16 protein-coding genes are annotated in these 23351 nt (G+C 65.8%); 8 read left to right on the top strand and 8 right to left on the bottom strand.

Annotation, left to right across the window (positions count from 1 at the left end; all coding sequences use genetic code 11):
• Positions 1 to 7: 7 nt before the first annotated feature.
• The 3 genes from RAD04_RS10505 to RAD04_RS10495 form a co-directional block, all read right to left on the bottom strand.
• On the bottom strand, positions 8 to 958 hold the full coding sequence (locus RAD04_RS10505; protein WP_461623721.1) for a DUF6492 family protein: 951 nt from the start codon (positions 956 to 958) through the stop codon (positions 8 to 10).
• 95 nt (positions 959 to 1053) lie between these two features.
• Positions 1054 to 1848, bottom strand: a complete 795-nt coding sequence (locus RAD04_RS10500) for a protein-L-isoaspartate O-methyltransferase family protein (protein ID WP_461623720.1) — start codon at positions 1846 to 1848, stop codon at positions 1054 to 1056.
• A 1-nt stretch (position 1849) separates the two neighbouring features.
• Complete coding sequence (locus RAD04_RS10495; protein ID WP_461623719.1) at positions 1850 to 5311, bottom strand: AAA family ATPase; 3462 nt, start codon at positions 5309 to 5311, stop codon at positions 1850 to 1852.
• Between the two features lie 142 nt (positions 5312 to 5453).
• On the opposite strand from RAD04_RS10495, the gene RAD04_RS10490 reads away from it, so the two are divergent.
• The 4 genes from RAD04_RS10490 to RAD04_RS10475 all read left to right on the top strand — a co-directional run bounded on the left by RAD04_RS10490 (position 5454) and on the right by RAD04_RS10475 (position 14155).
• Complete coding sequence (locus RAD04_RS10490) at positions 5454 to 11903, top strand: amino acid adenylation domain-containing protein (RefSeq protein WP_461623718.1); 6450 nt, start codon at positions 5454 to 5456, stop codon at positions 11901 to 11903.
• Between the two features lie 139 nt (positions 11904 to 12042).
• Positions 12043 to 12213, top strand: coding sequence for a hypothetical protein (locus RAD04_RS10485; protein ID WP_162832248.1), 171 nt, complete (start codon positions 12043 to 12045; stop codon positions 12211 to 12213).
• 233 nt (positions 12214 to 12446) lie between these two features.
• Positions 12447 to 13178, top strand: coding sequence for a 4'-phosphopantetheinyl transferase family protein (locus RAD04_RS10480; protein ID WP_461623717.1), 732 nt, complete (start codon positions 12447 to 12449; stop codon positions 13176 to 13178).
• Positions 13175 to 14155, top strand: a complete 981-nt coding sequence (locus RAD04_RS10475) for an LLM class flavin-dependent oxidoreductase (RefSeq protein WP_461623716.1) — start codon at positions 13175 to 13177, stop codon at positions 14153 to 14155. Before RAD04_RS10480 ends, RAD04_RS10475 begins: the two co-directional genes overlap by 4 nt.
• Positions 14156 to 14224: 69 nt before the next feature.
• Here RAD04_RS10475 and RAD04_RS10470 read toward each other — a convergent pair whose 3' ends face one another.
• From RAD04_RS10470 to RAD04_RS10460, 3 genes are all read right to left on the bottom strand, one after another.
• Entirely contained in the window at positions 14225 to 15250 is a 1026-nt protein-coding gene (locus tag RAD04_RS10470) for a histone deacetylase family protein (RefSeq protein WP_461623715.1), read from the bottom strand.
• Positions 15251 to 15374: 124 nt separating this feature from the next.
• On the bottom strand, positions 15375 to 16316 hold the full coding sequence (locus tag RAD04_RS10465) for an SMP-30/gluconolactonase/LRE family protein (protein ID WP_461623714.1): 942 nt from the start codon (positions 16314 to 16316) through the stop codon (positions 15375 to 15377).
• Positions 16273 to 18291, bottom strand: coding sequence for a PQQ-dependent sugar dehydrogenase (locus RAD04_RS10460; protein WP_461623713.1), 2019 nt, complete (start codon positions 18289 to 18291; stop codon positions 16273 to 16275). Before RAD04_RS10460 ends, RAD04_RS10465 begins: the two co-directional genes overlap by 44 nt.
• Positions 18292 to 18553: 262 nt before the next feature.
• On the opposite strand from RAD04_RS10460, the gene RAD04_RS10455 reads away from it, so the two are divergent.
• On the top strand, positions 18554 to 18787 hold the full coding sequence (locus RAD04_RS10455) for a DUF6894 family protein (RefSeq protein ID WP_018316955.1): 234 nt from the start codon (positions 18554 to 18556) through the stop codon (positions 18785 to 18787).
• Between the two features lie 9 nt (positions 18788 to 18796).
• Positions 18797 to 18973, top strand: coding sequence for a hypothetical protein (locus tag RAD04_RS10450; RefSeq protein WP_018316954.1), 177 nt, complete (start codon positions 18797 to 18799; stop codon positions 18971 to 18973).
• A 146-nt stretch (positions 18974 to 19119) separates the two neighbouring features.
• Here the strand turns inward: RAD04_RS10450 and RAD04_RS10445 are convergent, their stop codons facing one another.
• The gene (locus RAD04_RS10445) at positions 19120 to 19893 is read right to left on the bottom strand and encodes an enoyl-CoA hydratase-related protein (RefSeq protein WP_461623712.1); all 774 of its coding nucleotides are present in this window, start codon (positions 19891 to 19893) and stop codon (positions 19120 to 19122) included.
• Positions 19894 to 20013: 120 nt separating this feature from the next.
• On the opposite strand from RAD04_RS10445, the gene RAD04_RS10440 reads away from it, so the two are divergent.
• Positions 20014 to 21603 (top strand): gamma-glutamyltransferase family protein, encoded by a 1590-nt coding sequence (locus RAD04_RS10440; RefSeq protein ID WP_461623711.1) that lies wholly within the window; start codon positions 20014 to 20016, stop codon positions 21601 to 21603.
• A gap of 157 nt (positions 21604 to 21760) precedes the next feature.
• Complete coding sequence (locus RAD04_RS10435) at positions 21761 to 22003, top strand: hypothetical protein (protein ID WP_461623710.1); 243 nt, start codon at positions 21761 to 21763, stop codon at positions 22001 to 22003.
• A gap of 55 nt (positions 22004 to 22058) precedes the next feature.
• Here RAD04_RS10435 and RAD04_RS10430 read toward each other — a convergent pair whose 3' ends face one another.
• A complete protein-coding gene (locus tag RAD04_RS10430; RefSeq protein WP_461623709.1) occupies positions 22059 to 23345 on the bottom strand; it encodes an NAD(P)/FAD-dependent oxidoreductase in 1287 nt (428 codons plus the stop codon).
• Positions 23346 to 23351: the final 6 nt, after the last annotated feature.

Genomic DNA, 23351 nt, shown 5'->3' with positions numbered 1-23351 from the left:
CGCGAGCTTAGCTGCGCGTCTTCACCTCGAACTCGGCCGCGTCTCCCATACCTTCGGGAGACAGGCTCGGAGCGCGACGGTCGCGCGAGCTGAGGCGGAACACGTCGCGGATGTCCTCGACCGAGGTCGACGAATAGGACTGGATGCAGAGCGCGACCTGCTCGGGCGAAGCGGCACGCATCAGCGCTTCGATAGCCGGGCGGTCGAGCGGCGTGTCGTCCCAATGCGAGACCGCGATGCTGTCTTCGGTGACCCGATGGGCGGCCAGATGCGCGGGCGAGTTCGCGACGAAGTGGCCGTACATCAGATATTCCGAGAACTTCTTCTTCCGGCACAGCGCCAGAACCCAGTTCAAACCGGTCGCCGACTTGATGGCGGCGGTCATCGCGCGCGCGGTGTCCTTGTCCCAGACCAGCGCATTGCCGACATAATCGTCAGCCGGGAAGGAGCGGTCCTTGATACCGAGGAGCTGATCGACGGTGCGCAACCATAGCCCATGCAGCGGGTGGTCAGCGCCGATGTCCTTCGGCGTGACGAACAGAGGCGTCTTCTCCGCGCCGGCATATTGGCCGACGTCGAATTCGCGGAAGAACAGATTGTCCGAATCCAGGATGCAGACGCGCTGCTCGGGCGCGTTGAGGACGCCGGCGATCTTCAGGATCTGCTGGATGTGCCAGCCGTGCACCGGCGAGGACAGCAGCGATAGCCAGACGCGGCGCTTGCTGATGAACTGAAGCGCCGGCGGCAGCGCAAACAGCCATTTCGGCAAATAGCGCGAGGCCGGAACGATGACGCGCTTGTCGGAGGCGAACCGTGCGAACAGCGGCACATCCTCATCGTTAACGAGAACATAATGCCGCGTGTATCCCGAGAGCCAGGTGTCGATGCTCTCGCTGAGCAGCGAAAAGCGTTCGATATCCTTGGCGTAGCTGGCGGTCAGCAGGGCAACGGAATGCATGGAGCGCGCTCAAATGGCCATCAGGCCGTACTCATAGCGGCGTCGGGTTGCGTTGGATACTTCCATTCGCAATCAAGGTAAAATGAAACGAAGCGTTAGCCATCCGACGGCAGTCCCTGCTCGATCCCGCGAAAGCGCAGCGGCGCCAGAGCTGAGGCTCGCTGCCACCAGTCGGCGACGCGGTCGTCGAGCGCGGTCACACCGCGGCCCTGGCCGGGGAAGATCCGGATCTGCTGCACCGCCTCGGCTTCGAAGCCCCTGCCCCTGCGCGTGATCTTGAGCGCGGCGCCTTCACGGTCCCGCTGGGTCAACGGCACCAACAGGCGGCCGCGCCGCCGAAGCGCTTGGAGCCAGAGCGGGTGCGGATGCGGGAAGCCGGCATGCACGATGATCACGTCGACGGGCTCGCGGATCTCCTCACATCCATCGCCATGGACCACCTCGACGTTATAATAGGTCTGAAGGAAACTTGCGGCGCGGCGCGCCAGACGCTCGTCGCATTCGAGGGCAATCACCCTGCCCTTGGGGCCGACCATCTTCGACAGGATCGCACTGAAATAGCCGAGCCCGCAGCCGATCTGGACCACGCGGTCCTTCTCCCTGATGTCGAGCACATCGATGAAATGCGCCCACAGGCTCGGCAGCCCGGTGTCCAGCTTGCGGCGCGAGTCGATCGCGACCAGCACGTTGTCATAGAGATGGACGGGATCGCCATCTGGCGTTAGCCGATAGCTGCGCGCCGCTTCACTCTTGATCCGCCAGGGCCCTCTCGGCAGAAAGTTTTCGCGCGGGACGGAGGCGAGCGCTTCGAGCAGGCGCTTTGAGGCAATCCGCTCGCGCTTTGCAATCCTCTCCACATAGCGCGCACGCGCAGCGGCAAGATCACTCATGTCAGGGATCGGCGCGTTCGCGGACCGGCGCGTCCGCAGCGAGCTCGTTGACGAGCTGCACCGCCTGCTTGAGGTCCGGCGTGTAAAAACCCTCGCTGAACTTGCCGACAACGGGCACGAGCAGCAGACTCGCCTGCTCGCGCCTGCCGGCCTGATACGACAGGCGCGCGAGGCTGACGGCGGAGCGAAGCTCCCAGGACAATGCGCCCTGCTTGCGCGCGGTCTCCAGCGCCAGCGCGAACAGATCGCCGGCCTCCTGCGCCGAGGCCAGGTCGCCGTCCGACAGCGTGATCTCGCCTTGCAGGCGATAGACTTCGGCGAGATAGGAGTGATCGCCGGTCCGCCGCGCGGTAGCGAGCGCACCGTCAAGCGCGCGCAAGGCGGCCTCGCGCATCCCGACCTTGGCGTAGGCTTCCGCAAGCAGGCAGCGGAACCAGCAGCCGGCGAGCCAGGAATCCATCGCCTCGTACTCGTCGAGGCCGAAGCGCATCTGGCTGAGGCCTTCATCGGCCTCGCCGAGCTGCGCCAGCGCCCAGCCGCGCAGGATCGCCGCCTGCTGCTTCCAGTGCAGGAAATTATGTTCGGTGGCGATGATCATGGCGCGGTTGGCATGGTCGCGCGTGCCCTCGACGTCGCGCAAATGCTGGCAGAGATACGCACCGAACACGAGCGCGAAGGCGAGCGTGAAGGGATGGCGGATCTTCTCGGCATTCGCGATCGCCTGCTCGCTATGCTGGCGCGCCGCGTCGGGCCGGCCGAGGAACCACAGGAGGTAGCCGAGATAGGACAACGAGACGACGCCGGGATCGGTGCCGTGCCGCTCCATCAGATCGGAGTGGAGATCGGGGCTGTAGAGGTTGATGCAGCGATGCAGATGATGCTGGGAAGCGGCAAAGCGGCCGCGATAGAGCATGGTCATCGCGATCGAGCGGTGCGCCTCGATCAGATAGCCGGTCTGCTGCGCAGGCTGCGTCCGCTCGTTGAGCCGCTCGCGCTTGGCAAACTTCAACAGCTCGACGCTGAGATCGTGCGCGCGGGTGAGATCGGCGCGGATGAAGTGGCAGACCCACAGGCCGCGGGTGGCGGCAAAGATCTTTTCGTCGTCGTCGAGCTGCTGGCCGAGCTCGAGCGCGCGGATGTAGTTCTCCTCGACCTCCTGGACCGCGTAGCCCTTGGCGGCGATCAGCGCGTTGCCGAGCGCGATGCGCAGCTCGAGCTCCATCTCGTCCGCGCCCTGCATCCGCGCATTGGCCTGCACGACGCTGAGGCCGCGGCGCAGATGGCCGATCGCCTCCAGATTGGCACCGCTCTTGGCCGCCTGCTTGCCGGCCTTGAGCCAGAAGCTCGCGGCGCCCTCGCTCTGGCCGGATTCGGTCATGTGATGGGCGAGCAGCTCCGGTTCGCGCTCGGTCTTCTCCGGATACATCTCGGCAAGCACCTGGGCGATCCGCGAATGCAGCTTGCGCCGCTCGCTGTGCAACAGGCTCGCATGCGCGGCGTTCTGGATCATGACGTGCTTGAAGGAATAGAGCGCATCGGGCGGCAGACCGCGGCGCATGATCAGCCCGGCCTGCTCCAGATGATTGAGCGCGGCCTCGATCTGTTCGGCCGGCGTGTTGGCGACCGCGTGCAGCGTCTCGTAGGAAAACTCGCGGCCGATGGTGGCGCCGATCTGCGCGATGCGCTTGAACGGGCCCATCCGGTCCAGCCGCGCCATCAGCGAGTCGGTCAGGGTTGCCGGGATCGCGAGCTGCCGCCACGGGCCCGACAGAACGTAGCGCCCATGCCGCTCGGTCAGCAGGTTGGATTCGAGGACCGTCTTGGTCAGCTCCTCCAGGAACAGCGGCACGCCGTCGGTCTTGACGATGATCTCCTCGACGACCTCCTTGGGCAGCTCTCTGCCGGCGACGCGCTCCACCAGCGTCGTGCGCAACTGCCGGCTCAGGCGGTTCAGCACCAGCGTCGTGATGTGCGAATGCGCGTTCCAGCTCGGCTGGAATTCGGACCGCGCGGTGATGATGGCCAGGATTGGCCGGTTCTGCACCCGGTCGACCAGGAGGTCGATCACCTCGCGGGAGGTCGGGTCGATCCAGTGCAGATCCTCGAACGCGATCACCAGCGGCATCTCGCGCGCAAGGCCGAGGAAATGATTGACCAGCGCCTGGACGGTCGCATCCTTCTGCTGCTGCGGCGACAGCTCGAGCCGCGGATAGCGGTCGCCGGTCGGTATCGACAACAGCGCGGCAAACAGCGGCGTGACCTGCTCGATGTCGCCATGAGCGGCGGCGATCGCGCTCTCCAGGCTCGCCAGCGACAGCGCGGACGCATCCTCGCGGTCGAGGCCAAGGGAGAATTTGAGCTGCTCGGCGAACGGATAGAACGCAGTGGACGTGTAATAGGGCGAGCACTGGAACGAGACCTGTCCATGCCGGTCGCCCGATATCCGCTCGAAGATCTCCTGGATGATGCGCGACTTGCCGATGCCGGGCTCGCCGAACTTGACCACGACCTGACCGTCACCATCCTTGGCCTGCTCCCAGCGGCCCATCAACAGCGCGATCTCCTCCTCACGGTTGACGAGCGGCGTCAGTCGCGTGCCCATGGCGGCGGCGAATCGGGTCTCCACCCGCGAGGCGCGCACCACATGCCAGGCCTGCGTCTTCTCGGATATCCCCTTCAAGGCGTGGACCCCGAGATTGCGGTAGTCGAACTTCCCCTTCAGCAGCGACTGGGTCGATGAGGAAATCACCACGCCATTGGGCGGCGCGAGACCCTGCAGGCGCGCGGCGAGATTGACGGTTTCTCCGACCGCGGAGTCGCGCTCTTCGGTGCCCTGTCCGACGAGGTCGCCGACCACGACGAGGCCGGTCGCGATCCCGATGCGGACGGCGGGTGAGTGGCTGAGCCCACCGCGCAGCTCGGTCGCGCGTGCGGTCGATAGCAGTCGCACGATCTCGAGCCCGGCGCGCACCGCGCGCTCGGCATCGTCCTCATGCGCGGTCGGATAGCCGAAATAGACGAGGATACCATCGCCGACGAAACGGGCGGCAAAGCCCTCGTAATGCTTGACCACACGGACGCAGGTTTCGCGGAAGCTCGCGATCATGTCGCGGACGTCTTCCGGATCGAACTGCACGGACAGTGAGGTGGAATCCACCATGTCACAAAACATGGTGGTGAGCTGACGCCGTTCAGCGCCGACCTCCGTGCGCGTTGGCGGCACTATTGTCGCGGGCGCCTCGGCCGCTTCCGCCTCGAACAGCGCTGCCATCGCCCGTTGCAGCCGCTTGCGATCGCCGAGCGGCAATCCGAGCTCGACCAGATCGGATTCGGTCAGGTCGCCCATGACGTCGAGATCGAGACGGTGCTGTTCGAAGAGATCGGTGTAATGGCCGAGGCCGACGCCCTCGAGCCAGCGCTTCAGCCCGCCTTCCCTTCCGATGTCCGGCCCATTCTCCAGCATGGTGATTTCTGCCCGACCATAATTCCGTCGAAGGGCTTAGGGCCCCTCAACCACAGATTTTGGGGCCAAAACTTCACCTCAGACTGGACGCGTTCCCTGACTTCTTGGAAGAATAGCTCAATCGGATCAAAAGGGAACGGAATTGTCGGACGTCACACTCCCAGCCCCGGAGGAATCAAGCGGCACGGCGGCCGAAACGAAGACATTCGCCCACATCGGCGGCGTTCTCGATTTCTACGCCCGCAAGACGCCAGCGGCAGCCGCCCTCCTCGCCCCGGGTCGACCCGTCCTCAACTACGGCGCGCTTGGCGAGGTGACGCAAGATCTCGTCCGCACGCTGCGCCGGCTCGGCATCACCCCTGCCGACCGGATTGCGGTTGCATTGCCGCGCGGCGCCGACAGCGCGCTGGCGCTGATCGCGGTTGCCTCGAGCGGCGCCTGCGTCCCCGTCAATCCCGATCTGACCGCGGACGAGCTGCAACGCTATTTCAGCGAACTGAAGCTGACCGCGCTCGTGACCCGGGCCGACATGAACTCGGCGAGCCGCGACGTCGCCAAGGCACTCGATATCGCGGTGATCGATTTCGTGCCGGGACCGCAAGACAATCTGGGCGGCGGCAAATTCATCGGTCCGACAGTCGGGCCGGCGGCGACCGGCGGCGCCTCGCGCGGCGACGACGATGCGTTCATCCTGTTGACATCAGGCACGGCGGCGCGGCCGAAGATGGTGCCGCTGACGCATCGCAATGTATGCCTGTCTGCCGCCAATGCCGGCCACGTGCTGTCGCTTTCGTCCCGTGATCGCCTGCTCAACGTCCTGCCGCTGTTTCACGCCCATGGCTTGATCTCCGGCCTTCTGACGGCACTGGCCGCAGGCTCCAGCGTGATCTGCACCGACGGTTTCGATGCACCGTCGTTCTTCGGCTGGATGCGGGAGCTGCAGCCGACCTGGTACACGGCGGTGCCGACCATCCATCGCGCGCTGCTGACGGCGGCGGAATCGAACCCGGACCGCGCCCGGTCGTCGTCGCTGCGCGTGATCCGCTCGGCCTCGGCCTCGCTCGCGCCTACGATCCTCCAAGGGCTGGAGGCGACGTTCGGCGTTCCCGTGCTCGAGACCTACGGCATGACCGAAGCGGCCTCGCAGATCGCGGCCAATCCGTTCGAACTGCGCAAGATCGGATCGGTCGGGCGTGCCGCCGGCCCCGAGATCGCGATCATGGACGAGACGGGCCGCGCGCTTGCGAGCGGCGAGCGCGGCGAGATCATGCTGCGCGGACCGAACATGAGCCGCGGCTATTACAACGACGAGGCGGCGACACAGGCCTCCTTCCGCAACGGCTGGTTCCGGACCGGCGATCTCGGCTATCTCGACGCTGACGGCTATCTCTTCATCGTTGGCCGCATCAAGGACGTCATCAACCGCGGCGGACAGAAGATCTCGCCTCTCGAAGTGGAAGAGATCCTGCTCAGCCATCCGGCCGTGCTGGAGGCCGGCGTGTTCGCCGTCCCGCACGAAAAGCTCGGCGAGAACGTCGCCGCCGTTGTGGTGCTGCGGCCGGAGGCCGAGGCGACCTCGGAGCAACTGCGCCAGTTCGCGCGAAAGCGGCTCGCAGCCTACAAGGTGCCGAGCCTGATCCGCAGCGTGGCAGCCTTGCCGAAAGGCGGCAGCGGCAAGGTCAAGCGCAACGCGCTGGCCGAGCTGATCGCCAAGGAGGACTCCGATGGGACGAGGTTGCCGCGCACCGCGCTGGAGACCCAGCTCGCTGCGATCTGGGCTGCTCTCTTGGAGCTGCCGCAGGTCGGCGTGGATCAGGACGTCTTCGCGCTCGGCGCGGATTCGCTCGCAGTGACGCAAGTGCGTTCGCGTCTGCGCGAACGTTTCAACGTCGACTTCTCGTTCGAGGACATCTTCGATTGCGCCACGGTCGCCGCGCTTGCAGCCCGGATCGACACCGCCGCAAGCCGGCGTGGGGCGGCACTGCCGGCTTGGCGGCAGGTGACGGAGGCAGACGCGCCGCTCTCGTTCCAACAGCAGCGGATGTACGTGCTGTCGCGGCTCGATCCGACCCGCTACAATTACAACGTCGTCGAAGTCGCCGTGCTCAAAGGCCAGATAGACGTCGCCGCGCTTCAGGCAAGCCTTGGCGCGATCTGCGCGCGCCATGAGGCGCTGCGCTCGGTCTTCGTCGAACGGCAGGGCGAGCCGGCGCAGCTCGTGCTGCAATCGCCGCCGCGGTTCGAGCGGATCAAGCTCAAGCCCTGTCCTGCCGACAAGCGGGCCGCAGTGATCAGGCGCGAGGCGCTCAAGCTCGCGCAATATCCGTTCGACCTGCCGCGCGAGCCGCCGCTGAAGGTCACCCTGCTGTCGTTCGATAAGACGAGCCATGCGCTGGTGGTCAATGTCCATCACCTCGTCACCGACGGCTGGTCGCAACGCCTGTTCTGGGAGGAGCTTGCCGCCCACTATGCCGCCGCTCACAAGAAGAGCGTGGCGACCCTGCCCGCGCCAGCTTTTCAATATCGCGACTTCGCGCTCTGGCAGCAGAGCTGGGCACAGACGCCGGCAGCCAAGGACCAGCTCGACTATTGGCGAGGCCAGCTCGACGGCGTCACCACGCTGCCGCTGCGGACCGACCGGCCAAGGCCGGAGGTCTGGAGCGGTCACGGCGCTCGCCACTATTTCGAGTTCTCCAAGGCTCTCTCGGGCGATGTCCGCGCATTGAGCCAGGATCAGGGCGTCACGCCCTTCATGACGCTGCTCGCGGTCTTCCAGTGCCTGCTGTTCCGCCACACCGGGCATGAGGACGTCGCGACCGGCTCGCTGATCGCCAATCGCAACCAGATCGAGAGCGAGCGCCTGATCGGGCTGTTTGCCAACACCCTGATCCTGCGCAACGATTTTGGCGGCGACCCGAGCTTCAGCGAGATGTTGCGGCGGGTCCGCCAGGTCACGCTCGATGCCTACCGCAACCAGGACCTTGCGATCGAGGAGGTGTTGCGCGCATTGCAGATCGCACGCCGCAGTGACGGCAATCCGCTATTCCGGATCATGTTCATCCTCCAGAACGCCTCGATCGAGACGGCACGCTTTCCCGGCCTCTCGACGCGGCGGCTGGAGATCGATCCGAAAGTGGCGCGCTTCGACATCACGCTCGAGCTGGTCGAGGCCGACGGCCGCTTCACCGGCTTCTTCGAATACGCCACCGACCTGTTCGACGCCGCGACGATCGGCGGCATGGCGGCACAGTTCAAGTCCCTGCTGAAGGCCGTCATCGCCAATCCGGAACAGCGCATCTCGCGCCTGCCGCTCCTCAACGAGGCCGAACGCCGGCAATTGCTGGCGACAGGCCGGGGCGTGCCGGCCAATTTCACCACCCGCGGCAATGTGAGCGAACGCTTCGACCGCCAGGCCAGGACGACGCCGAACGCAATCGCGGTGACGGACGGACACACCTGCCTGAGCTATCGCGAGCTGGCGCGCCGCAGCCGGTCGATTGCGCGCTGGCTGGTGCGCGAAGGGATCGGTGCCGAGAGCGTGGTGGCCTTGCTTGCGGATCGCGGCCCCGACCTGCTCGCCGCGATGATCGGGGTGCAACGCGCGGGCGCGGCCTTCCTCAATCTCGATCCCGATCAGCCGCCGGCGCGGCTCACGACCATTCTCGGATCGAGCTGCGCCCGCATGCTGCTGACGACGCGTGCGCGGTCACCCATGGTCGGGGCGTTACTTGAACCGCTGGTCGAGCGCATCCCGGTGGCCGAACTCGAAGATACGATCGCCTCGGGATCGACCAAGCCGGCCCGCGGGGTACGGCGCGCAGCCTCCGGCCTCGCCTATCTCATCTATACGTCCGGCTCCTCCGGCGCGCCGAAGGGCGTCATGATCGAGCAGCGCGGACTGTCGAACCATCTGGCCTCGCTGATAGCCGAGCTCGGCCTCTCCGCCAGAGACGTCGTCGCGCAGTCCGCGCCGCAGAGCTTTGTCATCTCGGTCTGGCAGTTCCTGGCGGGGCCGATGGTCGGCGCGCGCGTGCATGTCTGCGACGACGCGATCGTGCAGGACCCGATCCTGCTGGCGCGGGAGATCGAGCGCAAAGGCATCACGGTGCTCGAGATCGTCCCATCGCTTTTGCGCGTCATCGTCGAACGGATGAACGAGGCGCCGATCCAGCGCGCCTTTGCGAGATTGCGCCTCCTGATCTCGACCGGCGAGCCGCTGCCCGTCGAGCTCTGCCGGGCCTGGTTCGCGCGCTGCCCAAAGGTGCCGCTGATCAACGCCTATGGCGCGTCGGAATGTTCCGACGACGTCTCCCTGCATCGCCTGACCAAGGCGCTGGCGACCGCGACCAGCAACGTTCCGGTCGGCGCGCCGCTGCCGAACACCCAGCTCTACGTGCTCGACGCCAACCTCCAGCCGCAGCCGGTCGGCGTGACCGGCGAGCTCTGCATCGGCGGCGCCGGAATCGGCCGCGGCTATGTCAACGATCCCGCGCAGAGCCGGCAGCGCTTCCTGCCCGATCCGTTCTCGCGCCAGCCAGGCAGTCGGCTTTACCGCACCGGCGATCTTGCCCGCCGCCGTGCCGACGGGACGATCGAATGCCTCGGCCGCGCCGACCATCAGGTCAAGGTCAGCGGCTACCGTATCGAGCTCAAGGAGATCGAGAACGCGCTTGCCGACCATCCGGGCGTGCGGGCCGGCATCGTCGAGCCGCGCCGCGAGGCGAGCGGCGACGTCAGGCTGATCGCCAATATCGTTGCAAAGCCTGCCAGCCGGATCAGCGCCAGCGAGCTTCGCGAATTCCTGAAGAGCCGGTTGCCGGGCCACGCCATCCCGTCCGCATTCCTGTTCCTGGATCACGTGCCGCTCAACGCCCATGGCAAGATCGACCGGTCCGCACTGCTGGCGCCGGCGCAACAGGAGGCGCCTGGACCTGATGCGCCCGTGCCGGCGCGGCGCTTTACTGAAAAGGTGCTGTCCGACATCTGGATCGACCTGCTCAAGGTCGACAGCATCGGCGTCACTGACAATTTCTTCGACCTCGGTGGCCACTCGCTGCTGGCAGGCCAGGCGATGGCGCGCGTCGCCCGGGCGCTCGGCGTGTCGCTGCCGATCAAGACCATCTTCGAGGCACCGACGATCGGGGGGCTTGCCCGGCGGATCGACCAAGCCATGGCGGCGACGCCGCGCAAGCCTGTCGCAAGCGTGACAAGCCTGGCTGAAGCGAGCATGACCGACAGCGGCGGACCAACGCTCGCGATCGCGCAGGACCAGATGCTCCGGATCGAGCAGAACCTCCCGGGGTTGCCGCTGTTCAACCTGCCCTTCGCCTTCCGCCTGCAGGGTCCGCTCGATGCGGCCGCCCTGGCACAGGCGATCGAGGACGTCATGCGCCGGCACGAATCGCTGCGGACCGCGTTCGGCTGGAACGGCGAGGAGCCGGTCAGCCACATCGCCGCACCCGGCACCCTCGGCCGTGTCCTGACCATCGAGACGATCGGCGACGGTCACGCTCACAATAACAAGCGGCGCAAGGCCCTGGAGCTCCGGAAGATCGATCTTCTGATCCAACAGGAGACCTCTACGCCGATCGACACGACGCGCGCGCCGCTGTTCCGCGCCCGGCTGTTGCGGCTCCATGACGACGAGCATGTGCTGCTGCTGACGCTGCATCACGCCATTGTCGATGGCTGGTCGATCGGCGTGCTGTTCGAGGAATTGTCGAGCCGCTACGCGGCGCTGGCCGGATATCCGTCGGCGCCGCTGCCGAGCCCGTCCCCGGCCTTTTCGGACGTCGCACGCTGGCAGCGCTGGTGGTGCGGCACGGACGCCGCCCGCCGGCAGGCGGCGGACTGGACGGAGAATTTGCGCGGCGCGGTGCCTGTCTTCGACGGCGAATCAAGCCCGGGCGCGTCCACCGGGCATCATCCGGTGAATCTGGATCGTGAGCTGATCAGCCGGCTCACCGCGTTCGCCGGCCGGCACAATGGCACGCTGTTCATGTGCCTGCTCACCGGTCTGAAGGCCTTGCTGCTGGCCCGGACGGGTCGCACCGACATCTCTATCGCCACCGCCATGGCCAATCGCGCCCAGCCGGACACCGACCGAATCGTCGGCCCATTCGAGAATACGGTGATTGTCCGCACCGAAATCACGCCGGAGCTGTCGTTCACGCAGGCGCTGGCGCGGGTACGCCAGAGCGTGCTCGACGCGCATGCGCGGCAGGAGCTGCCCTTCAACATCCTGGCCGACCATCTGGAGCGGGAGGGGATCGATCCGGCCTCGATGCTCCAGGTCTATTTCACCCTGCAGAATCCGCTGCGCCAGCCGCTCGATCTCCCGGATCTCGCCACAGGATCGATCGGCAACATCGCACGCGAAGGCCAGCCGGTGCTGCCGATCGACCAGACCTGGCTGTCGCTGATGCTCAAGGAGCGCCCGACGGGCATCACCGGCTCATGCAATTACAAGCGAGAGCTGCTCGACGGCCGCAGGGTCGGCGCGTGGATGGAGGATCTCGTTGCGCTGCTGGGGGCCGCCGTCGCCCAACCCAACACTCCGCTCGACGGATTGCTCGCGCGCAACGCGGCTTGAGCGGATGACATCGCGGACGAATACGGGTTCACTCGTCAAAGCTGTGCATGACCAAGTTGCATCTTGATTATTTGGCGCCGTCGCGCAAGATTATTCCGGCGTTTTGATTTGGACGATTATTTTCAACCGGGGGAGTGTTATGGGTTTCATCAAATTTACCAAGGGCACCTCGTTGAGCGACAAGGACCGCAAGGCCCTCCAGAAGTTGCTCGGTGCCGAGAAGAAGAAGCTCCAGTCCGCGCTGAAGGACGTCGACGCCAGCCTTTCGGTGCTTGGCGGCTCGAAGAAAGCCAAGAAGAAGAAGAGGTAAGATTCGTCGGCCGGGACGCCGTACGAATCTTCAGGCTTCACTTTTCGGGGATGGGCCGCTCGCGTGTCGAGTTGGGGTCTCGCACAAGCTTGCGCCTGTAAACCGGCCTGCAAATCGACAAGAATTCGCCCGGGTGGACCGCTAGAAGCGGTCCGCTTGATTGATTCTTGCTCAGTTGTTTCTTCCGTCGGGACCGGGGATCTGCCCTCGGCCTGACGCAAAAGGCCCAATTGATGGCGGACGACAGAATTGAACTCTTTGTCGGACTGATCGAGTCCATCGACGCGCCGGGCGCGGTCGAGGCGTGCCGACGGCTGCTCTCGGTCGACGAACGGGTCCGGGCCGATCGCTTCATGTTCGAGCGGCATCGACGGCAGTATATTTTCGCACATGCGATGCTGCGCCTGGCGCTGTCGCAGATCGCCTCCAACGTCGCGCCGACCGACTGGTCCTTTGCAGCCGGCCGCTATGGGCGGCCGTTTGTCGCGGCGCCCGCGACCTCGAGCGCGCTGCATTTCAGCCTGTCTCACGCCGACGGCTGCGTCGCCTGCGTCGTGTCGAGGCATGAGTCCGTCGGCGTCGACGTCGAAACCGTGTCGCGGCGGGTGGCGCCGCTGTCCACCGCGCTTCGCTTCTTTGCACCGGAGGAGGTCGAAACGCTGCGCGGACTGCCGGAGCCGGCGGCGACCGAGCGCTTCTTCGACTATTGGACGCTCAAGGAAGCCTATCTGAAGGCCAGGGGCTTTGGGCTCAATCTGCCGCTCGACGCCTTCGCGATGCAGGTCTCGCGCGAGGCCATCGAGATCAGCTTCAAGCCGGATATCGCCGACGATCCCGACGGCTGGCGCTTCTCGCTGTGCTCGCCGTCGCCCTCGCATCGCCTCGCGATCGCCGACGGCTCGCGTGCGGACGGTGGCCTTCCCATCAGCCGCAATGCCTGGCCGCTCCAGGAAGCGGCTGAATGACGCCGCCGCGGCTGCGCGTCTTTCCCGCGATTTCGCGCAACCGCGACCCCCAGAAATATATCGGCGAGCTGATGCGGGTGGCGCAGTTCGCCGACCGCAACGGCTTCGAAGGCATTTTGCTGTTCGAAGGCAACGACGTGTTCGTCGAGCCCTGGGCCATGGCCCAGCACATCATGGCGGAGACGACGCGATCTTCGCCGCTGATCGCCGTCAATCCGGTCTACATGCACCCGTTCACGGCGGCGAAATTCGTCTCGTCCCTGGCCCAGCTCCACGGCCGCAAGGTCTATCTCAACATGATCACGGGGACCGCGGTCAGCGACTTGCAGGGCCTCGGCGACGACCAGTCGCATGCAGACCGCTATATCAGGCTCGGCGAATTCGTGGAGCTGATGCGGCAGTTGCTGGCGAGCCCGCGGCCGGTGAATTTCGAGGGCAGCTTCTACCGTGCCCACCATCTGCAGCTTCGCCCGCGTCTGCCGGCGGAGCTGATGCCCGAATTCCTGATTGCGGGGCAATCCGAGGCGGCCCAGCGGGTGGCGAAGGAGACCGGCTGCATCAAGATGCAGATGCTGCCGCCGGATCTCGATCGCGGCCTCAACGTATCAGGCATGAATTTCGGCATCTTCGCCCGCGAGGGACGCGAGGAGGCGCGGCAGGCTGCGAAGCTACGTTTCCGCGACAACCCTGACGATCGCGAGCTACTCGCGCTCACCGTCGAGAATAGCGACTCGGTCTGGAAGCGGCGGCTGTACGAGGGACAGACCGGCGAACTTCAGGACAATGGCTATTGGCTGCTGCCGTTCCTGACGTTCCAGGCCGACTGCCCCTATCTCGTCGGCAGCTACCAGGAGATCGGCGCGAAGCTCAAGGACTTTGCGGCGAAGGGCCTGTCCACTGTTATGCTCGACATGGTCGCGGACGAGGCCGAGATGCAGCACGTCTGCAAGGCGCTCGCGGCGAGCGGGATGTTTTAGATCACTCTCGCCGTCATGGCCGGGCTTGTCCCGGGCATGACGACCAACGCGGGGAGCGGTGAAGATCCCTCACCGCGCCTCTTCAAATCCGGCCAGCACCGAGGTCAGGTTCGCGCCCAGAATATCCGAGAGATAACCGCCCTCCTGCACGAACACGGTCGGCAGGCCCATCCTGGCGATGGCCTGGCCGATGCGGCGGAAGCCCGGCGTGGTGACGGCCAATCCCTTGAGCGGATCGTGCTCGGAGGCATCCAGGCCGAGCGCGATCACGAGCGCGCCCGGGGCAAAGGACTCGATCGCCTTGCGCGCGACGTCCATCACCTGGATGTAGCCGTCATCGCCGGTGCCGATGGCGAGCGGGATGTTGAGATTGGTGCCGAGGCCGGGTCCCTCGCCACGCTCGTGGGCATAGCCCCACACATAGGGATAGTAGGCAATGGGATCGGCGTGGATCGACACCGTGTAGACGTCGGGCCGGGCGTAGAAGATGCCTTGGGTGCCGTTGCCGTGATGGACGTCGACGTCGAGGATCACGACGCGCTCGTGCTTCTGCCGCAGATGCGCGGCAGCGATCGCGCTGTTGTTGAGGAAGCAGAAGCCGCCGGCCATGTCGCGATAGGCGTGATGACCGGGCGGACGGCAGAGCGCATAGGTCGCATCCTCACCGTCCATCACCATCTGCGCGGCGGTGACCGCAACGTCGGTCGCGGCACAGGCCGCAGTCCAGGTGCCCGGACCGATCGGCGCCGCGGTGTCGGCGGTGTGCCAGCCGAGCTTGCCGACGATGTGGGTCGGATAGGTCGCAGCATGCCGCACCGGATGGATGTTGCCGATCATCTCCGGCCCGGAATCGCCAAGCGCGGTCCAGGCGTCCCAGGCTTCGCTCAGGAACGACAGATATTCCGGACTGTGAATGCGCGCGCGAGGGCCCTGTCCGAATGTGGTCGGCTCGACCAATTGGTGCTTGCCGTCCTTCAACCCCTTGAGCAGGCGGTCGGCGCGCTCCGGCTGTTCGGTGGTGCGCTTGACGACACCGCGAACCAGGAAGAATTGCGGATCGTGACTGCGGTGCAGTTCGGTATGGACGGCTTTCACTCAAACACTCCGTGCTCGCAGGTTTTTTGACGTGCCACGAAAGTCTTGGTCCGCGCGGCGACGAGATGCAAGCAAGAAGAATGCCGCAGCTGTTGCGCGGCTCTGCGCCGGAAGCAGATCACGCTCAGCAGCGTCCGCGCTGCAGGCAGTGCTCGCGACCCGGCTGATCGGTACGAAACGACTCGATGAAGCCGCCCTGACGCTGGGTGACGAAGACGGTCTTGCCGTCGCTGCCGCCGAAGGCGAGGTTGGTCGGCTCCTTGGCCTTCAGCGCGATCTCCCGCTCGACCGCGCCGTTCGGCTTCATCAGCGCGATCGTGCCCTTGAGAATGCGCGCGACATATAGCCGGCCGATGACGTCCGTGCGCAGTCCGTCGACGGTGTCGGGCTGAAATGCCTTGACGAGCTTTGCGCCGGTGAGCTCGTTGCCGTTGATCGCATAGGACCAGATCTGGCCGCTGCTGGATTCCCCGACATAGAGCGTCTTGCCGTCAGGGCTGAGATCGATGCCGTTGGTGGTGCCCATCGCGCGCGGCGCCGACATGATCTGTCCCTGCACCGTGCCGTCGGTGGCTTTCGTAATCCGCCAGATATGGCCTTCCCGGCCCTTCCAGTTCGGATCGGTCGCATAGATCGTGCCCTCGCGGGCGATCGTGATGTCGTTGGGCTGGTTCATCTCGTCGGAGTGAAACCAGACGGACGGCTCGGTCGCCCCCTTCGCAATCGTGAAGATGTTGTGCTTCTTGTAGTCGGCGATGAACATGGTGCCGCTCCGGTCGAAGCGGATGGCGTTGCCGACACTGCCATCGGGCAGCGCCGTGAACGGCTCCGACGCGGTGCCGCCGGCGGGCAGCCGGCCGATGGTGCCGGGCTTGCCGAGATTGACCACGAACAAATTGCCGTCGAGGTCAGCCGCGGGGCCCTCGATGCCGAAGGTATATTCGCCGGGAGGCGTCACCTGCGCGCTCTCGAACAGCTTCGTTTCCGCATGGGCGGACGCCGTCGCGACGGCGAGTAGGACGCTACTGCACAGGCACCAGAAATTCCTGCCGGATGTAATAGCCATCGCCGTCGGTGCACTCGCCATTCAAATAGGGATCGGCAGGCCGGAAGAATCGGCTGAAGCCGGGTTTGTCTACAGCGCTCCTTTGTGTCACGACAACGACCTTTCCGGCCGGTATTTCGCCGCATTCCTTGGTGGTTTTGCCGAAGAATTTGCGCTGCGGCGGGCCCGGCTTGATCCGCATCCGCGTGCCCGGGACCATTGTCGCGACGAGCAGATCCGCCGTGTCCAGCAGGCGTTTGTAGCCCGGCTCGGTCTTCGGCAGGCTCTCGCCGCCCGGCGGCATCAGCTTCTCCGCGCCGAGACCGCGGAGCCGCGTGCGCAGCTTGCCGGCGTCGGGATCGCCGGGATAGATCCAGCCGTCCTGCGAAAGCATGAAGCGGAGCACCACCGCGTCCTTCTCCGCCTCCGGTTGGCCGCCCTTCAAGCCGAAATCGGAATGGCAGCCGACGCAATGCTTCTCGACGAGGCCTTTGCGCAGCGTCGTCAGCCGGGCGCTGTTCTGCGCATCCCTGGCGACAAAGGCCGCGAGCTGGTCGATCAACGCCTGGCTGCGCATGTCGCACGGCAGCGGTGGCGGCGGATCACCCGCGGCACGATCAATGCGGATCACCGTCTGGTTCTTGTCCTCGACTAGCCAGATCGCGCCATCTTCCGCGACGGTCATGCCGACCGGCGCACCTTGCGGCCGCGCGCCGTTGACGCGGTGCCAGCCTGCGATCAGTTCGTCGAACGGCGCGGCGGCGACGTCGCCTGCGTCGGTCTGAAAACTGCGCACCGGATCGGCGGCGCAACTGACGTAATAGCGCACCGGCGCGGGAGAAGGCTTGGGGAAGCCGCGATCGTCGACGTCATAGACGAGGACACGGCTGCCGGTCGGACGATAGCCGTGGAGGCCGACCAGCAGCTTGCCCTCCAGCTCCGGAAATTTGCCGCCGTGATAATAGAGCATCGCGAGCGGCGCGCCGTGTGGCGGCATCAGCGAGAGCGGCGGCTTGTAGAGCGCGTTGGCCGTGCAGAGCGATTTGTAGACCCCGCCTTGCAGCACGTTCCTGAATTCCGGGCTCGGCGTCGACAAATCGTAGCAATAGGGCCAGCCATAATGCCTGCCCTGCTCGATCGCGTTGATCTCCTCGTTCGGCTTGAAGATGTCGGGCAAGTCGCGGCTGTTCTCGCCCTGCAGGAAGGCGTAGCCGGCCTCGGGAAACTTCGGATGCAGCGCCAGCGCCATCGAATTGCGCAAGCCTCGCGCATAGACGGTGTGCGGCGGATCGGAATCGCCGGGCTTCAGCCCCGGGAAGACGCCACCCGTGGATGGCGTGAACAGCCAGATCGCTGCCATCGCGGAAGTGCCCTCGGCCGCCGCGCAAGGCTTTGTGATCGGCGCCGGCGTGATGCAGTCATCGCTGTGCGAGCCGACATTGACGAATAGCCGCCCGTTCCTGTCGAAGACGAACTGCTTGAGCGGATGCGCGCTCTCCTGGAGCCTTGTGCCGTCGGGCAGCGTGATCCGGCGTCCCGGCATATGACGGATGATGGTCTCGACCGTGCCGCCCGGATTGTCGGCGAGGGGGTCGAACCGGAAGATGGTCTCGGCGGTCGAGGCGTAGAGCTTCCTGTCCGGGCCGATCGCGAGGCCGAACGGATATTCGATTCCCGCCAGAAGCTCCCTGAACCGCTGGCCCTGGGCCGCGCGCGGATCGAGCAGCAACAGCCGTCCGTCGGTGTGGCCCCAGCCGCCCATGTCGGCCACCACGAACAGCTCCCGGCCCGGCAGCTGGACGATCGCGCGCGGGAATTTCAGGCCATCCTCTTCGCTGGCGACGAGCCCGGCGCAAAATCCGGCCTTCATGTCGATCTGGATCCTGGGAAAAGCGAGATCGCCATCGCCGCAGGTTTCCGCGCCGATCGCATAGCCGCTGCGGCGGAGCGGCTCCGATGACGCCGCCGAGATGAGCCCAAGCAGGACCGCCAACATCCCCGCACATGCGCGCAGGCTTCGGCGTCCACGCCTGGATGTGAAGTAGCTCACGGCGTCTCCCCCCGACTTCCCGTGAAAAAGCTGTTTCATGCCGTCCGAACGCCGTCCAGCCGAACATCACTCGCCTGTGATTAAACCTGTAACGACCTCTGGGCCGACCAATATCCGTAGATTCCCTTACCGGGCTCGACCCGAATGTTTCGCGAAGGCCTCGGGTGGTATCGATTTGCCATCCAAGTACTCCCGCCAGGAGGCGCATATGGTCCAGGTCTATTTTCACTGCTCCAACACCGAGGGCACGCTGATCGACCGCTACGGCGCCGCCGTCTCCAATCTCACGGAGGCGCGCGACCGTGCCTCCCAGATCATGAATTCGATGATCCAGACGCCCGGCGCTGAAGACTGGCGCGATTGGGTGATCCATGTCAGCGGCTCCGACGGCGAGGATCTGTTCGATCTTCCCTTCACCGCCATGCTCGGCAAGCCGCATTGAGGTGATGTCATGTTGCTCGCTTCACTGAGCCTGTTCCGCCAGCCCGTGAACTTCGTCGCCGCCAAATGGCAGACGCTGATCAGGGTCGCGGGCGACCCCTACCGCCCCGAGCTGCACTACATGCGCGGGCCGGGCCCCAAATGGCGCGCCAAGTATCAGGCCAGCCGGCTGAACCGCTCGCTCTGAGCGCTACGGCCTCGCCGCTTCCAATCTCCGTCTCTCCTTCGTCATGGCCGGGCTTGTCCCGGCCATCTACGTTCTTGGATCACCTACGCGAGACGTGGATGGCTGGAACAAGCCCGACCATGACGGCGTGGTGATAGGACCCTACCTCACCTCCCGGTAAACCTCGCCTTGCGCTTCTCCACGAAGGCATTGCGCCCCTCGACGGCATCCGCGCTCTTGCGAACCACCGCCTGAAGCTCAATCTCGCGGCGGAACTGCGCCTCGTAGGTCGCATGCTCGCTCTCCTCAACGAGCAGGCGCGTTGCCACCAAAGCGCGTGTCGGGCCCTCCGCCAGACGGCGCGCCAGAATCAGCGCCTCGTCCATCAGCTTCGCATCGTCGACGACCTGCCGCACCAGGCCGATGTCCTGGGCGCGTTCGGCCGTCAACGGCTCGTTCAGCAGCATCAGCTCGAGCGCGCGCTGGCGGCCGATCAGCCGCGGCAACAGCCAGGTCGAGCCGAGATCCGGCACCAGCGCGATGCGGCTGAACACCTGGATGAAGCTCGCCGACCGCGCCGCCACGATCATGTCGCCGGCCATCGCCAGACTGAAGCCGCCGCCGGCCGCGACGCCATTGACGGCGACGACGACGGGCACGCGGCATTCGCGCAGCGCCTTGAAGGCGGGCCAGTAGAACCGCATGACGCCGGCAGCAAGATCCTCACCCAGCGCTTCCGACGCCTTCAAATTCTGTCCTGAGCAAAAACCGCGCCCCGCGCCGGTGAGGATCAGAGCTCGAATACCCTCGTCCTGCGCCATCTCGCCGATGGCGGCGGCGAGCGCGCCGAGCAGGTCCGGCGTCATCGCGTTCAGGCTCGCCGGCTCGTCCAGCGTCAGGATTCCGACCGCACCATCCCGCGCCTGTTTCACACCAGCCATGTCGCGTCTCCCTTTGGATTTTCTCGTTGGCGGCAATGTGCCATCCTTCGCACGCCCCGCCAATGCTGAGCTTCCGCGCCAGCACAGCAACGCCAGAACAACAGAGATCAAGACGACATCATGCCTCATCAGTTCAGCCTCAACCAAACCGTCCGCAAACCTGCCGTCACGTCCAAGGGCGGCATCGTCGCCTCGCAGTCGCGGCGGGCGGCCGAAGTGGGCGCGCAGGTGCTGGCGGCGGGCGGCGACTGCGTGGACGCGATCGTCGCAACCACCATGGCGCTGAATGTGCTCGAGCCCTGGAATAGCGGCATCGGCGGCGGCGGTGCGATGGTGCTCTACCGCGCCAAGGAAAACCGCTTTGAGGTGATCGACTACGGCATGTGCGCGCCGCAGAGCCTGCGCGTTGCCGACTATCCGCTCAGCGGCGAAGGCGCGGCCTCCGATCTCTTCCCGTGGCCGCGGGTGAAGGACGATCGCAACATCCACGGCCCCGGGTCGATCGCCGTGCCCGGCGTCGTCGCCGGGATGGAAGAGGCGCATCGCCGCTACGCCACAATGCCGTGGAAGGATCTGGTCGCGCCGGCAGCCAGGCTCGCCGGCGAAGGCCTGCTGGTCGATTGGTGGACCACAGTGACGATCTCGGGCTCGGCCGCCGATCTCAGGCGCTATCCCGCCAGCGCGGCGGCGTTCCTGAAGGACGGACTGCCGCCGAGCGCGCCATGGGGCATCAAGGCCGAGACGCGACTGCCGCAGGACACGCTGAAAGCGACGCTGTCGCATCTCGCCGAGGCAGGGCCGCGCGATTTCTACCAGGGCGATCTCGCCACGAGCATCGCCTCCGACATCAAGGCCGATGGCGGTTCGCTATCGGTCGAGGACCTCGCCGCCTTCCGCGCGCATTTGCGCGAGCCGCTGGCGATCCCGTATCGCGGCGGCAAGGTGTATGCGACGCCTGAGCTCACGGCCGGGCCCACCATGGCGCACGCGCTGCGCCTGTTGCAGCAGAGCCTGAAGCCGGCGAGCGCGCCGGACGCGGCCGCCTATGTCGAATATGCACTCGCTCTGCAGGCGGCCTTCCGCGAGCGGCTCAAGGACATGGGCGATGCCGACGGCAAGCGCTCGCTCGGTGCCGAATATCTGGCGCCCGCCTGCACCACGCATTTCTCCGTGGTCGACCGACACGGCAACATCGCCGCGGTGACTCAGACGCTGCTTTCGTCCTTTGGCTCGAGATATGTGACGCCGCACACCGGCATCGCCATGAACAACGGCATCATGTGGTTCGATCCGACACCGGGCACCACCAATTCGCTCGCGCCCGGCAAGCGCTGTCTCTGCAACTACACACCCGTCATCGCCGAAACCAGGGACGGCAAGCGTCTCGCGATCGGCGCCTCAGGCGGCCGCCGCATCCTGCCGTCGGTGATGCAGCTCGTCTCCTTCGCGATGGACTTCGGCATGGACCTCGATGCCGCCATCCACCAGCCGCGCATCGACGCCAGCGAGGGCGCGGTGGTGATCGGCGATGCTCGCTTGCCGGAGGACGTGCGCAAGACGCTGGGCTCGCGCTTCGACTATGAAGAGACCCGCGTGCAGACGCTGCCGCAAAAATTCGCCTGCCCGAGCGTTGTGATGCGCGAGGGCGACACGAATTCCGGCGCGGTCGAGATCTTTCAGCCCTGGGCCGAGGCGGTCGCGGAAGCCTGAGCGCATCGATCGATGCGGGATTGTGCCAGCACGCGTTGAGCTCTCGCACGATTACGCATCTGCGCGAGCGTCACGACTCCTCCACATTCGCAGGGAACTTACCTACCGGCCGTTCATTGATTGAACGGACAAGTGCGCTCGCCCCAGTGGAGGACATATGAAGAAACTTGCGCTCGCCGCGTCGCTGATCCTTGCAGCCGGCCTCACATTCACCAGTCCTGCCCTAGCCAAGGGCGGGCATGGCGGAGGACATGGCGGCGGACATGGGCACGGCCATGGTCATGGCCATTCGATGGGCCATCATCACCACGGCACACCGCCCGGCTGGTCGCGCGGACGCAAGGTCGGCTGGCGCGGTCACGGCTGCCCGCCCGGACTGTGGAAGCAGGGCCGCTGCTGAAGTCGGATATCTGCCAATGATGCAAGGCGTCGCTCCTCACCGGGCGACGCCTTCTTCACATGCCGAGCCGGTCCCGTATGCGGCCCGCGATCACGGCGGTCGACACACCCACCGGCCAGAACGCGTGCATCGGGATCGGTTTGATGCCCGTGATGGGCATGTCGATCTCCGCCTTGGCGCCGCCGATCAGCCGGCGCGCGAGCTGCGCACCCATCGCGGTCGCGAGCGCGACGCCGCGGCCGTTGCAGCCGAGCGAGATCAGGATGCCTTCGGCCGGCTCATGCACATGGGGGTAATGATCCCCAGTGATGGCGAGACGGCTATTCCAGCCGTGAGTCCAGGCAACGCCTTTCAATTGCGGCCATAGCCGCTCGGCATAGCGCATGAGATAGGCGACGTCGTACGGCGACTTGATCCAGCGCATCGGGCCGCGGCCGCCCATCAAGAGGCGATTGTGCTGGTCAATGCGGTAATAGACGGTGATGTGGCCGCTCTCGTAGAGCACGGACCGCGTCGGCATGATCGCGCGGGCAACCGCGTCGGAGAGCGGCGCCGTGGCGGCGATCGAGGAGAACACGGGCACGATGGTGCGGCGGAGCGCGGGCCAGAGATCGTCGGTAAAACCGTTGGTGGCGAGCAGGACCTTGTCGGCATGAACCACTGCCCGCGGCGTCTCGATGCGCCAGCTTCTGCCATCGCGGCGCAGTGACAGCGCCGGCGTCTCGCCATGCACTTTCGCGCCTGCCGAGATTGCCGCACGCGCGAGACCACGGGCATAGCTGAGGGGATGTAGATCGCCGCCGCGCGCATCCAGCATGGCGCCGATGTAGCGATCAGTACCGGTCATCTCGCGCAGCTGCTCGCGGTTCAGATATGTCACCGGCATGCCGCGGCGGATGCATTGCTGCGCCGTTGTCTCGATCGCCGCGGCGCTGGTCGCGTTATAGGCCGCGCGCAGCGTACCGTTCTGACGTGCCTCGCACGGGATCTGGTAGCGGCGGATCAGATCGTGCGTGAAATTCGTGGTGCCGTAGGAGAACTCGATCATGCGGCGGCCGAGGTCAGCGCCGAAATCAGCCTCGATCTGATCAGGATCGTGCTTCAGGCCGGGATTGGTGTGCCCGCCATTGTTGCCGGACGCGCCCCAGCCCGGCTCCTGCGCCTCCAGCACCAGCGCCTCGACACCCTGCTCCGCCAGATGCAACGCGGTGGACAGGCCGGTGTAGCCACCGCCGATGATCGCGACCGAAACATTCTTGTCCGTATCGAGCGGCGGCGTGGCGACCGGCGCGACGGCAGTGTCGGCATAGAGCGAGGGCGGCAGAGGCAGGCGCGCAGGCATGGCAAA

It is taken from the genome of Bradyrhizobium sp. 25ACV (genome assembly GCF_054863005.1).
Note: the sequence above shows the minus strand (reverse complement) of the source record. Positions and strands in the feature narration are given on the sequence as shown.

Bases quoted from the DNA above. Each gene is read 5' to 3' on its own strand.
- RAD04_RS10505 (WP_461623721.1), bottom strand. From the start codon at position 958: ATGCATTCCGTTGCCCTGCTGACCGCCAGCTACGCCAAGGATATCGAA.
- RAD04_RS10500 (WP_461623720.1), bottom strand. From the start codon at position 1,848: ATGAGTGATCTTGCCGCTGCGCGTGCGCGCTATGTGGAGAGGATTGCA.
- RAD04_RS10495 (WP_461623719.1), bottom strand. From the start codon at position 5,311: ATGCTGGAGAATGGGCCGGACATCGGAAGGGAAGGCGGGCTGAAGCGC.
- RAD04_RS10485 (WP_162832248.1), top strand. From the start codon at position 12,043: ATGGGTTTCATCAAATTTACCAAGGGCACCTCGTTGAGCGACAAGGAC.
- RAD04_RS10480 (WP_461623717.1), top strand. From the start codon at position 12,447: ATGGCGGACGACAGAATTGAACTCTTTGTCGGACTGATCGAGTCCATC.
- RAD04_RS10475 (WP_461623716.1), top strand. From the start codon at position 13,175: ATGACGCCGCCGCGGCTGCGCGTCTTTCCCGCGATTTCGCGCAACCGC.
- RAD04_RS10465 (WP_461623714.1), bottom strand. From the start codon at position 16,316: ATGGCTATTACATCCGGCAGGAATTTCTGGTGCCTGTGCAGTAGCGTC.
- RAD04_RS10460 (WP_461623713.1), bottom strand. From the start codon at position 18,291: ATGTTGGCGGTCCTGCTTGGGCTCATCTCGGCGGCGTCATCGGAGCCG.
- RAD04_RS10455 (WP_018316955.1), top strand. From the start codon at position 18,554: ATGGTCCAGGTCTATTTTCACTGCTCCAACACCGAGGGCACGCTGATC.
- RAD04_RS10450 (WP_018316954.1), top strand. From the start codon at position 18,797: ATGTTGCTCGCTTCACTGAGCCTGTTCCGCCAGCCCGTGAACTTCGTC.
- RAD04_RS10445 (WP_461623712.1), bottom strand. From the start codon at position 19,893: ATGGCTGGTGTGAAACAGGCGCGGGATGGTGCGGTCGGAATCCTGACG.
- RAD04_RS10440 (WP_461623711.1), top strand. From the start codon at position 20,014: ATGCCTCATCAGTTCAGCCTCAACCAAACCGTCCGCAAACCTGCCGTC.
- RAD04_RS10435 (WP_461623710.1), top strand. From the start codon at position 21,761: ATGAAGAAACTTGCGCTCGCCGCGTCGCTGATCCTTGCAGCCGGCCTC.
- RAD04_RS10430 (WP_461623709.1), bottom strand. From the start codon at position 23,345: ATGCCTGCGCGCCTGCCTCTGCCGCCCTCGCTCTATGCCGACACTGCC.